We start from the raw sequence: 13,821 nt of genomic DNA on the forward strand, positions 1-13,821 counted from the left end.
GGTATCCATGAGCGATCTTGCATGAGCCGGGGTTCACCGGGTGCCGTCGGGGAGCGACACCGTCACGTTGGTCGCCTTGATGCCGGCGGTGGCGACGGAGCCGACCTCCAGCCCGAGATCCCGGACCGCTTCCGTGGAGATGAGGGAGACCACGCGGTAGGGACCACACTGAAGTTCGACCTGGCTCATCACCGTGTCCGAGGTGATGCGGGTGACCAGGCCGGTGAGCTGGTTGCGGGCGGACTGAATCTCCTGCGATGCGGGATCGCCGAGCGCCTGGTCCCTGGCGCGTTCGTTGGCGAAGGCGGCGAGGGAGGCACCGTCGACGCCGCCGTCGGTGGACTGCAACTTGCCCTGGCTGACCCAGCGGCGGACGGTGTCGTCGGAAACTCCGAGGAGGATGGCGGCGGTCTTGATCCTGATGGCGGGCATACCCCTATTGTTGCAGTTCGCTCCACACCGCGTCGTTGGTTTCGGCCCACAGGGGTTTCGCCCAGTCCCCGAAGTCCCGGTCACTCAGCGCGATCATGGCGACGCTTCTCGACGGCACCACCCACAGATACGTCCCCGCCATCCCGAAGTGGCCGACAGTCTCCGCCGGCATGGTCGTTCCCGTCCAGTGGGGTGACTTCTCCCCCCTGATCTCGAAACCCAGGCCCCAGTCGTTGGGTTTCTGCATCCCGTAGCCCGGCACGATGCCGCGCAGGCCCGGGAACTGCACCGTCATGGCCTTGCGGGCGGTCGAGGGGGCGAGAAGTTTCGGGTCCAGGAGTTCCGCGGCAAACTTCGTCAGGTCCGCCACGCTCGAGCGCGCCTCATGCCCCGCCGATCCCCACAGCTGCGTGTCCGTCATCCCCAGCGGTTCGAAGACACCGAGCCGGAGGTACTCCGCGAACGACATGTCCGCCTCCTGCGCGACCTTCTCTGCCAGCCACTCGTACCCGGCGGAGGAATAGATGCGCCTTTCACCGACGGGCTTGGGGTTCTCCCGTGAGTCGAACGCCACCCCGGACGCGTGTGCGAGCAGATGCCGCACGGTGGATCCCTCGGGCCCCAGCGGCTCGTCGAACTCCAGCGCCCCCTCCTCCACCGCCATGAGCACACCGTAGGCGCTCAGCAGCTTGGTCACGCTGGCCAGCTCGAAGACCCGGTCCACGTCCCCGACGCTCGTCGTCCCTTTTGCGGTAATCACCGCCGCGGCGTGCTTATCGACGGGCCACTGCCCCACCTTCTCCAACGCGGTTTCCATGCTCATGCTGGCCAGGGTAGCGGCCGTCCCGGACTTTGCGTTCGATTCGCACATTTGTTCTAACTGGGGTAGGGTGGGTTGCAGACAACGTCATTGCATCGTGATTCGGGGGAATCATGTACACCTCACCTGTCCTGACCACACACCACGAAAAACACCCCGGGGCCTACTACGCCACCGAGGCAGACCACCCCACAGCACACCTCGCCCACCAGATCCGCCGCAGCGAATACCAACTCTGGACCACCCTGCTCCCCGACGAGGACGCCGACTACGACCTCGCCGTCACCGCCATCCACCGCCTCACCGGCAAAGGCCGCTTCCAGATCGGCAACGCCCTCGCCGCCGTCCACCGCCTCACCGAGCTACCCCTGGTACGCGAAATCCAGGACACCACCCACCGCCTGGACCTCTCCCGCCTGATCGCCATCGACAAAGCCCTGTGCCTGCTCACCGACGAGACACTCCTCGCCCTGATCGACACCAGACTCGCCCTCTATCTCCTGCCCACCCGCCTCAACCAGCTACTACCCAGCGCGGGGCAGATCACCGCACGCATCCGCGACTGGATCCGCCTGCTCGCCCCCACCCTCGACGTGGACCACACACCCGATCCCCCCGCACCACCGACGTTTTCCGCCCACCACGGTGATGACGGGCGTTCCTACCTCAACCTCGACGCCCCCACGGACGTGGCCCTTATCATCGAGGCCGCCCTGCGTGCCCGGGTCGCCGAGGCCGGGTGCAGTGAGGCGGAGGCGCTGCGGGATCTGGTCACCGGGGCTGCCCGGGTGCGGGTGGTGCTCAACCTCTACCGCGCCCACGACGTCGAGGATGCCCCGGCGTACGTCTTCGGCGCGGGTTGGCTGACACCCCAGGTCAGCAACGCCCTGGCTGACACCGCCACCCAGGTCCGTGACATGGACAAGGTCGCCACAAAGGTGGCGGCGGGGTATCAGACTCCGGAGGATATCCGGGCGTTTGTCGTCGGTCGTGACGGTACGTGTCGGGGTCCGGGGGACAACCGCAGTGCGGCGGATGCGCAGATGGATCATTCCGTGGACTGGGCCGCGGGTGGGCCGACGTGTGCGGATAACCTCGCGTCCTTGTGCGCGCACTGTCACAACATAAAGACGGATGGGCGGATGTTTCCGGTGCGGTTGCCGGAGGGGGAGATTGTGTGGTTGTTCGAGGACGGGACGTGGGTGCATTCGGTGCCGGAGGGTCCGTTGTCGGCGAAGGCGAGGAACTGGGTGCAGACCCTGGGTCAGCGCATCACCCGCCGTCGGGAGCACCACCACGCCCCCGACCGGGAGCAGGAGGAGGGCCCGACCGAGCAACCCGAATTCTAGGAGGGCAGCACCAGAATCCGGCCCTTCAGCCCGCCGGCCTCGAGCTTCTCGTGGACCTTGCGTCCGTCAGCGATGGTCAGTCGCTGATCCACCCTGCCCTCAAGCTTGCCCGCAGCCAGGAGCGAGTTCATCACCCGCGCGGCCTCGGCGAGCACCGCCACGGGCTCATTCGGCAGGGCGAAGCCGTACACGGTGTGGTTGGTGAAGAACAGCGACTGTACGGGAAGTGTCTCCTCCTCCGAATCGCTCGCGGTGACCACGATTCTCTCGCCCGGCGCGAGCGCGTCGAACGCGGGTGCCAGCGGCATTTTTCCGGAGGTGTCCCACCAGAGATCCACTTTTTCGCTCAGATCGGAAGGCTCAAACCCGTGGTAGTCGAACACCTCAGAGGCGCCGAGCGACCGGACCCACTCGTGGTCGTCGGGTGAGGCGGTCGCGACGACGACGGCTCCCATGGCCACCGCCACCTGCACCACCGCCGAGCCCACCCCGCCGGCACCTCCGCCGACGAATACCCGCTCGCCCGGTTTAAGGTCGGCGTAGCGCTGCAGACCAATGCAGGCGGTCGCCCCACCGTGGAGAACCACCGCGGCATCCTCCGCGCTCACGTTCTCGGGGAGGTGGTAGAGCCGCTCGACGGGAACCGCCACACGCTCGGACCAGGCGCCGGGCCGACCGCCGTAACCGAGCGAGTTCGACCAGACGCGGTCGCCCACGGTGAATCCCGTGGTCCCTTCGCCGACCTCTTCCACCACACCGACCAGATCCCGGCCGATGACCTGCGGATACACCTGCGGGGTCGGGTACAACCCGGTCCGGACGTAGGAGTCCGCGATCACCCCCTCGGATGCCTCCATCCTCACCAGGATGTCGGTCGGTGCGAGTACGGGATCCGGAATCTCGCCGTAGGAGATGACGTCGGGGTCCCCGGTTTCAGTGACGTAGCTGGCTTTCATGCGCGCCACCCTAGTCACTTCTCATCCAGCCCCCACCCACGGATGTCCCGGGCCTGGCCGACGTGGCGCTCCTGGACCCGCCCCAGAAACTCGATGCCTCCCTCGGAGCGCACGGGCAGGTCGAGGGTCTCCTCTGCCTCCTTGCCGCGTCGGAGTTGGCGCATCCGGAGGGATTCAACGTCGAGAATTATTCCGAACACCACGATGATGTTGGCGATCCACAGAGCAAACAGCGCCGCGATGACCGTGCCGAGCGCCCCGTAGGAGCTGATTCCGGTGAGATAGCGCAGGTAGACGGTGAAGAGGAGCCCCACGACGATGATGCCGGCGGTGGCGAAGGTCGAGCCCACGGAGAGCAGGCGGAAGCGCGGCGCCCTGATGTTCGGGGTGAAGTAGTACATGACGTCGATGATGAGCATGAGCAGAATGACGATCACGGGCCAGCGCACCCACCGCCACACCGGGAGGAATTTCTCGGTGAGGAACTGCACCACACCGTCGAGCCCGAGCGGGGTGGCCACCGGGACCAGCAGCGTGTCGATGATCGGCTTGTTCAGCATCGCCGCCGCGAGGACCAGCACCATTCCGACGACCAGCATGGCCGTGACCAGGAACATCGAGGCCCACAGGCGGACGATGTTGCGCCCCTCCCACACGCCGTACGCCTCGTTCGCGGTCCGGGAGAAGGCGCGGACGTAGGCGGAGGAGGACCACAGGGAGATGAACACGGCGACCACCAGGCCGATGATTCCGCCGGCGGAGGATCCCACGACCATGTTCACCACGTCGCGGACCACGCTCTCGTATCCGCCGGGGACGAAGGTCTGGATGAAGTCCGTGGTCAGCTGTTCGACGAGGTCCCGGTTGTTCGCCAGAATGAGCGTGGCAATCGAATAGACCGACAGCAGGGTGGGTGCGAAGGCGAGCACGGAGAAGAAGGTCAGCGTCGCGCCGCTGTCCTGCCCGCGGCTCTGCCAGAACGAGGCGATGGACCGCCGGATGACGTACCAGCGGTCGGACATCGTTATCGAGGTCTGGATTTTCGTCGACACCGTGCCGATCTTTCCACAGCCCCCGGGAAATCGACGCTTATCGACGTTTGTTTCCCGCTCACTGCCGACCAGCCCGTGCGATACTGACTGCCATGACGAATCCGTTCGACAACGGCCCGGTCATTCCGCTGGAGTGGAGCTCCGCCGACTCGTCGCAGGTTGACCCGGTCTCCGCGCGCGAGCGTCTGCAGAAGTACCGCCCCACCACGAAGAAGAAGGTGTGGGCGTGGGTCTCCGTGGTGCTCGGGGGATTCATGCTCGTTTCCGCCCTGTTCAGCCCCACCTCCTACGCGGAAGGCAGCACGGTGGGCAGCGTCGTGGGCGGGATCGCCGTCAGTCTGGGAATCCTCCTTCCGGGGGCCTACTGGCACTACCGCAATCGGACCGACCAGAGGACGATCGCCGAGTGGCAGCGCAGTCGCACGTCCCACGAGGAGCTGCGCAGGGTCCTCCGGGGTGCGGAGCTCGAGCTGCTCGGACGCCAGAGTGAGGTGCCGATGCTGTCGAAACGCCGGTGGGAGATCGTGATCGTCTGCTCCCTGGCGCTGTGGATGGCCGGCGGTCTGATGCTGCCGGGCGCCGCGGCCTAGGCCTCCTCGTCGCCCAGGAGGTGAGCCGCCGCCCGCTCCGCGATCATGATGGTCGGCGCGTTGGTGTTGCCCGTGGTGATGAGCGGCATGATCGAGGCGTCCGCCACCCGGATCCCACTGAGTCCGTGAACCCGGAAGGTACGTGGATCGACGACGGCGAGTTCGTCGAGTCCCATCCGGCAGGTGCCCACCTGGTGGTGATAGGTCACGGCCGTGGAGCGCACGTAGTCGATGAGGTCCTCGTCGGAATCTGACACCTCGGGCCCCGGGTAGATCTCCTCGGGTTCCCACTCCCCCAGCGCGGCGGTACGGCCGATCTCGCGACACTGGCGCACGGAGGCGGCGAGGGCGCGGGCGTCCTCCTTGTCCCGCAGGGCGCCGAGGTCGACGTTGACGGGGTCGTCCTCGCCCGGCCCGCTGAGGGTGACCGAGCCGCGGGACAGCGGCCGGACGAGGCCTGCCACCAGGGAGAATCCGTTCTCGGGGCCGGTCATGTCGTCGAGGAAGTACATGGGTAGTGAGAAGTTGATGGGTTGGGTGTCCGGCACGGCGAGGTCGGGGTCGCTCTTCCAGAACAGGTGGGTCTCCGCAGCGGCCACCTCGGGCGGGGGAACCTCGCGGGCATGGGTGGTAAAGATGACCGGCGACAGCAGGTGGTCGTGCAGGTTCCTGCCCACCCCGGGGAGATCGTGCACCGGGTCGACGCCGACCTCCGCGAGCTCCTCGGCCGGGCCGATGCCGGAGCGCAGCAGAATCTCCGGCGAACCCAGCGCGCCGGCGCAGAGGATCGTCTCGGCGGCCTCGAGGGTCTTCACCTCTCCGTCGTGGCGGAACTCCACGCCGGTGATCCGGCCGTCGGCGACCAGGAGGCGCAGGACATGGGAATCGATGTAGATGCGCAGGTCGGGGTTGTCCATCTCCGGCCTGAGGTAGGCGTGCCAGGTGTTGAAGCGCTTGCCGTCGCGCACGTTGAGCTGCATCTTCGATACCCCGTCAACCTCGCCGGTGTTGTAGTCCTCGTTGAGTTCGAGGCCCCACTCGACCGCGCCGTCGAGGATGGACTGCTGGATGGGGTTGAGGTCGAAGTCGCTCGTGACGTCGAGGAACCCGTCGCCGCCACGGCTGTCGGACCCGCCGCCGCTGTAGTTCTCGATCGCCTTGAACACCGGGAGCACGTCGTCGTATCCCCACCCCGGGCAACCGAGGTAGTTCCACGTGTCGTAGTCCTGCCGCGGCCCGCGCACCCAGATGGTGGCGTTGAGCGCGTGCGAGCCGCCCATGACCTTGCCGCGCGGGAGGTTGAGGCGGCGCCCGTGACAACCCTCCTGCTCGGTGGTGACGTAGTTCCAGTCCTCCGGCCCGCGCCAGAGCGCTCCGGCGGCGGCGACGTCGGCGATGATCGGATTGGTGTCCTGGCCGCCGGCCTCGAGAATCGCGACGGTGTGCCCGGCGTCGAGAAGCTGCTTTGCGACGACGTTGCCCGCCGATCCCGCGCCGACGACGATGTAGTTCAGCATGTTGAGAGGCCTCCCGGTGTGATGTGGATTACTTTCCCCATCATGCTCCGGGCCGGGCCGCCCCGGCTGCGCTCAGAGCGCGCAGTTACTTGGCATCGGGTGCACTACCGCGCGGCCAGGGTTTCCCGCGCACGGCCTCGACCCCCTCGTTGAAACGGCGCAGCAGCGCGACGTACGTGGCCAGATCCTCGTCGGACCAGTCGGCGACGATGTCGGCCACGGATCCACGCCTGCCCGCAAATTCCTCGCGCAGCAGCCGCAACCCCTCGGCGGTGGGCCGGTGTTTGCGGGCCGGGCCGCCGACGGGATCGGGGATGCGGTCGATCAGGCCGCGCCTCATGGCGGCGGCGACCTGGCGGTGGACCGTCGATACGCCGAGGTCGAAGGCGTCGGCGAGCTCCCCGACCGTCATCGGCCCCTCGGCGTCGAGCCGGGCGAGGAGGACGGCGGCACTGCGGTCGATGAGGTGCTCGCGGCCGTAGGGCGCGGCCCCCTGGAGCGCGTGACGGGACAGCAGCATGTGTTCGTAGACGAGGTCGGCGAGCTCGGGGCGTTCCATGTGCCCCATTGTGCCCGCTCCCCGGCGCGCTGAGTAGGGTCGATTGCATCATGCAATTTGCATAGTGCAATCTACCCTCGGATCGATCAGCGAAAGACTCCCCCGTGACCTCCAGACTCATCACCCCCACCTTTCTGCTCTCCTGGCTGGTCAACTTCGTGCAGTACCTGCTCTTCTACCTGCTCGTCACCACCACGGCGCTCTACGCCGTCACGGAGTTCGCCGCCTCCGAGGCAGCCAGCGGGCTCGCCGCCAGCTCTTTTGTCATCGGCGCCACCATCGCCCGGCTCTTCTCCGGCTACGTCACCGACGTCCTCGGGCGGCGCCCCGTGCTGCTGGGCTCGGTCGTCGTGGTCGTCGTCGCCTGCTGCCTCTACTTCCCTGCTCACTCCCTCCCCCTGTTCATCGCGGTGCGTTTTCTCCACGGTTTCGCCTACGCGTTCGCCAGCACCGCGATCATGGCCGTGGTCCAGTCCGCCATCCCGCCCGAGCGCCGCGCGGAGGGCACGGGTTACTTCGCGCTGAGCTCGACCCTGGCCACCGCGGTCGGCCCCGCGCTGGGGCTCTTCCTCGTGCGTTCGTACTCCTACCCCGTCCTCTTCACCGTCACCCTGGCCACGTCGGTGGTCGCACTCCTGCTCGCACTGTTTGTCCGCATCCCCCGCGCACCCCGCGCAGAATCCTCCCGGTTCACCCTCGCCGACATCGCCCACCCCGCGGTCGTGCCCATCGGCCTGTTCATGCTGCTCGTCGGCCTGTGCTACTCGGGCGTGATCACCTTCCTCAACGGCTACGCCGACCAACGGGGGCTCAGCACCGGCGCGGGTCTGTTCTTCCTCGCCTACGCGGCGATCATGCTGGTCATGCGTTTTGTCCTTGGCCGGTTGCAGGACAGCCGCGGCGACAACGTCGTCATCGGCCTCGGGCTGGTCAGCTTCACCGTCGCGCTGGGCATCCTCGCCGTGGCCCGGGCCGACTGGCAGGTCGTCCTCGCGGGCGCCCTGACCGGGCTCGGCTACGGCACGCTCATGCCCGCCTGCCAGGCCATCGCCGTGCGCCTGGTTCCCCCGGAGCGCCTGGGCACGGGCATCTCCTCGATGTTCCTGCTCATGGACGTCGGCCTCGGCGTGGGACCGGTCCTGCTCGGCGGTCTGGTCTCCGCCTCGGGGTACGGCACCATGTACGCGCTGCTCTCCGGCGTGTCCGTCCTCTCCGCCGGGTTCTACGTCGCCGTCCATGGCCGGTCAGCGGCCTCGGGGCGCTAGAACATCGATTCCCAGGTAAGGTTCTGACCCATGCGTATGTCTGTCATCGGCACCGGTTACCTCGGCGCGACCCACGCCGCCTGCATGGCGGAACTCGGCCACGAAGTCATCGGCGTCGACGTCGACGAGAGCAAGATCGCCCTGCTCTCCGACGGCAAGGTCCCCTTCTACGAGCCTGGTCTGCCCGAGATCCTCGAGCGCAACCTCACCGAGGGTCGCCTCCGGTTCTCCACCGACTACCGCGAGGCCGCGGAGTACGCCAACGTGCACTTTCTCGGTGTCGGCACGCCGCAGCAGCGCGGTAGCTACGCGGCAGACCTGACCTACGTCCGGGACACCATCGCCACGCTCGTTCCCCTGCTCAAGGGTGATCACCTCATCCTGGGCAAGTCCACCGTCCCCGTCGGCACCGCCGCCGAGCTGCAGGACCTCGCGGACCTGCTCGCCCCCGAGGGCACCACGGTGGAGATCGCGTGGAACCCCGAGTTCCTCCGCGAGTCCCACGGCGTCGACGACACCATTCACCCCGACCGCATCGTCGTCGGGCTTCGCGACGGTTCCCCCGCCGAGCCCACCGTCCGCGAGATCTACGCCTCGCAGCTCGCCGAGGGCATTCCGTTCCTGGTCACCGACCGGCAGACCGCCGAGCTGGTCAAGGTGTCCGCCAACTCCTTCCTGGCCACCAAGATCAGCTTCATCAACGCGGTCGCCGAGCTATGCGAGGCCTCGGGCGCCGACGTCGTCGCGCTCGCCGACGCCATCGGCCACGACGACCGCATCGGCCGCAAGTTCCTCGGTGCCGGCCTCGGCTTCGGCGGCGGCTGCCTGCCCAAGGACATCCGGGCCTTCATGGCCCGCGCGGGCGAGCTCGGCGCGGACCAGGCGCTGAGCTTCCTCCGCGAGGTGGACACCATCAACATGCGCCAGCGCGACCGCGTGGTGCAGTTCGCCAAGGACACCTTCGGCGGCTCACTCCTGGGCCACCGGGTGACGGTCCTGGGCGCGGCGTTCAAGGCCAACTCCGACGACGTGCGTGACTCCCCCGCCCTCAACGTGGCCGGTCAGCTGTCCCTCTCCGGCGCGGCCGTGAGTGTCTTCGACCCGCAGGCCATGGCCAACGCCCGCAAGGTGTTCCCCACCCTGACCTACGCGGACTCGCTCACCGACGCGCTCTCCGGCGCCGAGCTGGTCATCCTTGCCACGGAATGGCAGGAATTCCGGGACATGGACCCGCAGGAGGTGGGAAAGGTCGTCGACAAGCCCAACATCATCGACGCGCGCAACGTCCTGGACCCGGTGCAGTGGCGCGACGCCGGCTGGAACATCCGCGCGATGGGGCGCACGCTGAGCTAGCGGGCCTGCCACGCGAGCCAGGCGCTGATGAACTCACGTTCGTTGTGCCGGCCCTCGTCGGTCTCGTCCTCATGCATGGCTCGCAGGATCTCCTCGAAGGAATAGTCCGGGTCAGGGACCTCCGGTTCCGGACTCTCGCTTTTCGACGTTTCGCTGCGCCCCTTCCTCCCCCGCCGCGTGGCCGACCGTGCCAGGTGTGCGATCTGGCGCGCCGTCATGGTCGCCGGGGCAAAATCCGGGTCCGTGCCCAGCGTCCAGCCGAACCAGTGTGAGGCGATGGCCAGACCCGAGCCCACGAGCAGCCCGAGGATCATGCCCACGGCCTGCATGTCCGAGTGGTGGAAGACCGCGCACACCGCGGCGGCCGCGACCGCGGGAATCACGGCGAGCTGATTGCCGCCGAACACCTGCGGTCGGTGGCCGGTGACCACGTCCCGGATCATCCCGCCGCCCGTCGCGGTGAGCACGCCCATGAACAGGGCCGAGAGGACCGGGAGTCCGAACGTCAGCGCCTTGGTGGCTCCCGTGACGGCCCACGAGCCAGCGATGATCGCGTCCGCGTGTGCAGAAACCCGGTCCCACAACGGCCCCCGGAAGTGGAACAGCCAGGCAATCAACGCGCCGGAGAACGCGAGGATGAGGTACTCCGGCGAGGCTACCGCGGCGACGGTGCCGCGCTGGATCAGGGCGTCGCGCACCATTCCCCCTCCCAGTGCGGAGAAGAGGGCGAGGAAGAAGAATCCGATGATGTCGTACTCCTGCCTACGCGCAACCGTGCCACCGACAACCCCCATGAGGAAGACGCCGGTGATGTCGATGTAGCGGTAGAGGGCCTGCACCCCGGGTTGGGCCTGCTGGGGATCGAGGAGCTGGGGAAGAAAGTCGAGGGTCACGGGCCCCATGGTAGGTACCGCATACAGAACACCCGCACCCCCCCGGTAGCCGGGAAATGCGGGTGTGCGGTTCGGGAGGGAGTTACTTCGGGCCGCCGGCGGGCTCGCGGGCTGCGCCGAGTTCGCCGTCGATACGCAGGAGTCCGGAGCCGTCGTCGCCGACGATCTTGATGCGGTCGATGATGGTGGACACGGTGTCCTCCTCCTCGATCTGCTCGTCGAGGAACCAGTTGATCAGCTGGCGCGAGTCCAGATCGCCGACCTCATCGGCGACACGGGCGATCTCGCGGATCTGCTCGGAAACCTTCTGCTCGTGGGCGTACGCGTGGTTGAACGCGTCGAGCGGGGACTTCACCGCGAGGTCGGGAACCTTGAACTCGCCGAGCTCGGGGCGGTAGCCGAGGGCCAGAAGATGTCCGGCAAACTTCTCCGCGTGCACACGCTCCTCATCCGCCTGAGCCTCCATCCACGTCTTCATGCCCTCGAGGCTGAGGTCGTCGAGATCGTAGGAGAGCTGGGTGTAAATGAGGGCCGCCTCGTATTCGTGAGTGACCTGGTCGTTGAGCAGTTTCAGGAGCTTTTCGTTGATTTTCATGGCCCCGAGTATAACTGCGCCCCGCTCAACCCCGCCACCATAGAATCTCTGGCCAGGGTTTTCCCGCAGAATCGGAATCTGGCCGCCATCCTGGACCACGCCCCACCCGGCAATGGAGGCTGGCAATACTTAACCCCTGGAGGCCTGCCTTGACGAATCCCCCGACACTCACCGACTACGCCCCGCGCCTGGCCAACCGGCTGCTCGCCGGCGCGGGCCTGCTGAGCCTGTCCACCGAGCGCATCCCGGCGCTGTCCCACGGTCTCACCGCTAACGGGGACCTCAGCGTCACGTGCCGGGAACCGGACGTCGCCCACCTCCCGGACTGTGAGATCGAGCTGCAGATCAGCAAACAGGCCCTCGAATGGGACACCACCATGGCCATCGCGGCGCTGCACGGCAGAGCCCGCATCCACTGGACTCCCGGCGCGGGCCCCACCCGGACCGGCACCCTCCGGTTGACGGAGCTTGTCCTGCACTGGCCCGCGGGTTCCACGCGCATCGGCCTGGACCGGGTCGATCCGGAGACCCGCCCGCCCGACGAGCTGGCCGTGCACGAGGCCGTTGCCGCCGTCGGACGCGGGCGGCTCAGCACCCTCCAGGAAATGGTGCACCTCGGGCTGTGCGAGGGTATTTTCCTCAGCGACTCGCCCGCCCGCTGTGCTGTCACCAGCGCCACCGGACCTGGATCGGCGACGCGGACAGTAGCGGAGTCATGGTGGTGAGCACGACCTGCGACCGGGTGATCACCACCCTGGTGTCCCTCGCCGCCCTCTCCGACCGCTCCGACAATGAGGTGGAGCTGGCGCGCTACCTGGCCGCGGGTTAGAGCACCGCCGTAGCTGCCACGACACTCACCGGCGCAAGTACCAGCCCGCACAGGACAAACCGACCCCAGCCGATGCGCAGCCCCTGGCGCCCGGCCTGCTCCGCCCAGAGCAGCGTGGCCAGCGTCGCCCACGGGGTGATGACCGATCCCGCATTGACCCCGATGAGCAGCGCCATCAGCCCCTCCCTCGACCCCAGGGCCGGCTCCAGCGCGAGGTAGGCCGGGATGTTGTTCACCACGTTGGCCAGCACTGCGCCGCAGGCAGCGACAGCGAGGGGGGCGTCGATGAGCGAGGCCACGGCTCCGGTGACCGCATCCAGCAACCCCAGCCGGTGAACCAGCGCCGCCACCGCGGTGAGCGCGAGGGTGAGAATGAGTGAACCCCACGGCACCAGCGACAGGCGCAGACCCGACCGGTTCCATCTCGCGGTCAACCCCAGCGCCACCGCCGCGGCCGCCCCGGCGCTCACCCACACGGGGAGCGGAGACAGGAGCGCCCCGAGCAGCACCGCCAGGAGCAGGGAGAACATCACGGCCGGCCTCGTCCACCGAGGCCGCTCCGCCGCGCGTCGCTCCCCCTGCGGCCCCACCGGCGTCAGCCAGGGCACGATCGCCGCCACCGCGAGCAGCACCAGCGCAGCCCGCCATGAGGCCGACACAAAATCCGCCGTGCCGGAGAACGCCGGTGTCTGCACCGCCAGCAGGTTGGTGAGGTTGGAGATCGGCAGCAGCAGCGATCCGAGATTCGCCGTCCACACCACCGTGAGCGCCGCGCGCAGGGGATGGAGCCCCGCGGACGCGGCCAGCTTCAGTGCGATCGGGGTGAGCAGGATCGCGGTGGTGTCCAGCGAGAAAAAGACGGTGGACACGACACTGGCGCCGAAGATCAGCACCCAGGTGGCCACCGCTTCTCGACGCCCGTTGCCCCGGATCCCCAGGCCCGCGCGCAGCGACCCCAGCAGAATGTCGAAGGTCCCCAACCCGTCGGCGGCGTTGACCACCACGGCCATGAACGCGACAAAAGCCAGCACGGGAACGACCCGGGCGCCATAGTCCGCGAGCGCGTGCAGGTCGGTGGCCGCCAGCGCCCCCAGGGCGAGGACGGCCACCACGGGAAACACGAGGGAGGTGACGGCGGGCTTCACGGGAACCGAGTGTAAACCCGGGAGGGGAAATCTCTGGTGGGGCCAGCGGGGCTCGAACCCGCGACCAGCGGATTATGAGTCCGCGGCTCTAACCGACTGAGCTATAGCCCCGCCGGGGAGTATATCCACCGCCCGGACGCGCTCCGGCCTGAACCCCCGGATACGTATCGTGGGCGCCGTAGACACCCTGACCTGAGGAGGCAGCCATGAGCAACCCGCAGACCAACCCCGAGACCCAGACCGCCGATTCCGCAGTGATCCGGGGCGACAACGACACCCGCTCGGGCCGTCGGCTCGGAATGTGGATCACGCTCCTGGTGGTCCTGCTCGTGCTGCTGGGAATCCTGTGGTGGTGACTCGCGGGGAGGTAGTTCTCCCGCGGGGAAGGGTCGGGCCGGGGCGTCGATAAGCCGGAACGCATCCGGCGGGGTGAATTTCCACTATCCTGGGCGGAGAAATTAGCCGT

General features: G+C 67.8%; 15 protein-coding genes and 1 tRNA gene. 6 read left to right on the forward strand and 10 right to left on the reverse strand.

Annotated elements, in window-relative coordinates; genetic code table 11:
- Positions 1-33 precede the first annotated feature (33 nt).
- Together CDOO_RS09705 and CDOO_RS09710 are read right to left on the reverse strand one after the other, a co-directional pair.
- A complete protein-coding gene (locus CDOO_RS09705; protein WP_018020772.1) occupies positions 34-432 on the reverse strand; it encodes a TOBE domain-containing protein in 399 nt (132 codons plus the stop codon).
- Between the two features lie 4 nt (positions 433-436).
- Complete coding sequence (locus CDOO_RS09710) at positions 437-1,255, reverse strand: serine hydrolase domain-containing protein (RefSeq protein WP_026159188.1); 819 nt, start codon at positions 1,253-1,255, stop codon at positions 437-439.
- Between the two features lie 110 nt (positions 1,256-1,365).
- Here CDOO_RS09710 and CDOO_RS09715 point away from each other — a divergent pair, with 110 nt between their 5' ends.
- Complete coding sequence (locus tag CDOO_RS09715; RefSeq protein WP_018020770.1) at positions 1,366-2,601, forward strand: HNH endonuclease signature motif containing protein; 1,236 nt, start codon at positions 1,366-1,368, stop codon at positions 2,599-2,601.
- Here the strand turns inward: CDOO_RS09715 and CDOO_RS09720 are convergent.
- Together CDOO_RS09720 and CDOO_RS09725 are read right to left on the reverse strand one after the other, a co-directional pair.
- The gene (locus CDOO_RS09720; protein WP_018020769.1) at positions 2,598-3,557 is read right to left on the reverse strand and encodes a zinc-binding dehydrogenase; all 960 of its coding nucleotides are present in this window, start codon (positions 3,555-3,557) and stop codon (positions 2,598-2,600) included. The two genes, CDOO_RS09715 and CDOO_RS09720, sit on opposite strands and share 4 nt — an antisense overlap.
- Before the next feature lie 14 nt (positions 3,558-3,571).
- On the reverse strand, positions 3,572-4,609 hold the full coding sequence (locus CDOO_RS09725; protein ID WP_155861254.1) for a YihY/virulence factor BrkB family protein: 1,038 nt from the start codon (positions 4,607-4,609) through the stop codon (positions 3,572-3,574).
- A gap of 92 nt (positions 4,610-4,701) precedes the next feature.
- Here CDOO_RS09725 and CDOO_RS09730 point away from each other — a divergent pair, with 92 nt between their 5' ends.
- Positions 4,702-5,199 carry a hypothetical protein gene (locus CDOO_RS09730; protein ID WP_018020767.1) on the forward strand — a complete coding sequence of 166 codons (498 nt, stop codon included), beginning with the start codon at positions 4,702-4,704 and terminating at the stop codon, positions 5,197-5,199.
- Here the strand turns inward: CDOO_RS09730 and CDOO_RS09735 are convergent.
- On the reverse strand, positions 5,196-6,716 hold the full coding sequence (locus CDOO_RS09735) for a GMC family oxidoreductase (protein WP_018020766.1): 1,521 nt from the start codon (positions 6,714-6,716) through the stop codon (positions 5,196-5,198). The genes CDOO_RS09730 and CDOO_RS09735 overlap by 4 nt on opposite strands.
- An 85-nt stretch (positions 6,717-6,801) precedes the next feature.
- Positions 6,802-7,275: a MarR family winged helix-turn-helix transcriptional regulator gene (locus CDOO_RS09740; RefSeq protein ID WP_155861253.1), complete on the reverse strand. Its 474-nt coding sequence runs from the start codon at positions 7,273-7,275 to the stop codon at positions 6,802-6,804.
- Between the two features lie 104 nt (positions 7,276-7,379).
- Between CDOO_RS09740 and CDOO_RS09745 the strand changes: the two genes are divergently transcribed.
- Together CDOO_RS09745 and CDOO_RS09750 are read left to right on the forward strand one after the other, a co-directional pair.
- Positions 7,380-8,540 carry an MFS transporter gene (locus CDOO_RS09745; protein WP_018020764.1) on the forward strand — a complete coding sequence of 387 codons (1,161 nt, stop codon included), beginning with the start codon at positions 7,380-7,382 and terminating at the stop codon, positions 8,538-8,540.
- A 30-nt stretch (positions 8,541-8,570) separates the two neighbouring features.
- On the forward strand, positions 8,571-9,893 hold the full coding sequence (locus CDOO_RS09750) for a UDP-glucose dehydrogenase family protein (RefSeq protein ID WP_026159187.1): 1,323 nt from the start codon (positions 8,571-8,573) through the stop codon (positions 9,891-9,893).
- On the opposite strand, the gene CDOO_RS09755 is transcribed toward CDOO_RS09750, so the two are convergent.
- Together CDOO_RS09755 and CDOO_RS09760 are read right to left on the reverse strand one after the other, a co-directional pair.
- Positions 9,890-10,795, reverse strand: coding sequence for a trimeric intracellular cation channel family protein (locus CDOO_RS09755; RefSeq protein WP_018020762.1), 906 nt, complete (start codon positions 10,793-10,795; stop codon positions 9,890-9,892). The genes CDOO_RS09750 and CDOO_RS09755 overlap by 4 nt on opposite strands.
- A 73-nt stretch (positions 10,796-10,868) precedes the next feature.
- A complete protein-coding gene (locus CDOO_RS09760; protein ID WP_018020761.1) occupies positions 10,869-11,381 on the reverse strand; it encodes a ferritin in 513 nt (170 codons plus the stop codon).
- Between the two features lie 149 nt (positions 11,382-11,530).
- On the opposite strand from CDOO_RS09760, the gene CDOO_RS09765 reads away from it, so the two are divergent.
- Positions 11,531-12,106: a hypothetical protein gene (locus CDOO_RS09765; protein WP_018020760.1), complete on the forward strand. Its 576-nt coding sequence runs from the start codon at positions 11,531-11,533 to the stop codon at positions 12,104-12,106.
- Positions 12,107-12,206: 100 nt separating this feature from the next.
- Here CDOO_RS09765 and CDOO_RS09770 read toward each other — a convergent pair whose 3' ends face one another.
- Both CDOO_RS09770 and CDOO_RS09775 read right to left on the reverse strand, forming a co-directional pair.
- Positions 12,207-13,355: an ArsB/NhaD family transporter gene (locus CDOO_RS09770; RefSeq protein WP_018020758.1), complete on the reverse strand. Its 1,149-nt coding sequence runs from the start codon at positions 13,353-13,355 to the stop codon at positions 12,207-12,209.
- A gap of 34 nt (positions 13,356-13,389) precedes the next feature.
- A tRNA-Ile gene (locus CDOO_RS09775) sits at positions 13,390-13,466 on the reverse strand.
- Positions 13,467-13,561: 95 nt separating this feature from the next.
- Between CDOO_RS09775 and CDOO_RS13975 the strand changes: the two genes are divergently transcribed.
- Complete coding sequence (locus CDOO_RS13975; RefSeq protein ID WP_018020757.1) at positions 13,562-13,711, forward strand: hypothetical protein; 150 nt, start codon at positions 13,562-13,564, stop codon at positions 13,709-13,711.
- Positions 13,712-13,821 lie beyond the last annotated feature (110 nt).

The sequence above is a fragment of the Corynebacterium doosanense CAU 212 = DSM 45436 genome, from assembly GCF_000767055.1.
GTDB lineage: Bacteria > Actinomycetota > Actinomycetes > Mycobacteriales > Mycobacteriaceae > Corynebacterium > Corynebacterium doosanense.

Coding starts and splice junctions, on each gene's coding strand:
- CDOO_RS09715 (WP_018020770.1), top strand. CDS start 1,366: ATGTACACCTCACCTGTCCTGACCACACACCACGAAAAACACCCCGGG.
- CDOO_RS09755 (WP_018020762.1), bottom strand. CDS start 10,795: ATGGGGCCCGTGACCCTCGACTTTCTTCCCCAGCTCCTCGATCCCCAG.
- CDOO_RS09710 (WP_026159188.1), bottom strand. CDS start 1,255: ATGAGCATGGAAACCGCGTTGGAGAAGGTGGGGCAGTGGCCCGTCGAT.
- CDOO_RS13975 (WP_018020757.1), top strand. CDS start 13,562: ATGAGCAACCCGCAGACCAACCCCGAGACCCAGACCGCCGATTCCGCA.
- CDOO_RS09740 (WP_155861253.1), bottom strand. CDS start 7,275: ATGGAACGCCCCGAGCTCGCCGACCTCGTCTACGAACACATGCTGCTG.
- CDOO_RS09730 (WP_018020767.1), top strand. CDS start 4,702: ATGACGAATCCGTTCGACAACGGCCCGGTCATTCCGCTGGAGTGGAGC.
- CDOO_RS09760 (WP_018020761.1), bottom strand. CDS start 11,381: ATGAAAATCAACGAAAAGCTCCTGAAACTGCTCAACGACCAGGTCACT.
- CDOO_RS09720 (WP_018020769.1), bottom strand. CDS start 3,557: ATGAAAGCCAGCTACGTCACTGAAACCGGGGACCCCGACGTCATCTCC.
- CDOO_RS09750 (WP_026159187.1), top strand. CDS start 8,571: ATGCGTATGTCTGTCATCGGCACCGGTTACCTCGGCGCGACCCACGCC.
- CDOO_RS09735 (WP_018020766.1), bottom strand. CDS start 6,716: ATGCTGAACTACATCGTCGTCGGCGCGGGATCGGCGGGCAACGTCGTC.
- CDOO_RS09705 (WP_018020772.1), bottom strand. CDS start 432: ATGCCCGCCATCAGGATCAAGACCGCCGCCATCCTCCTCGGAGTTTCC.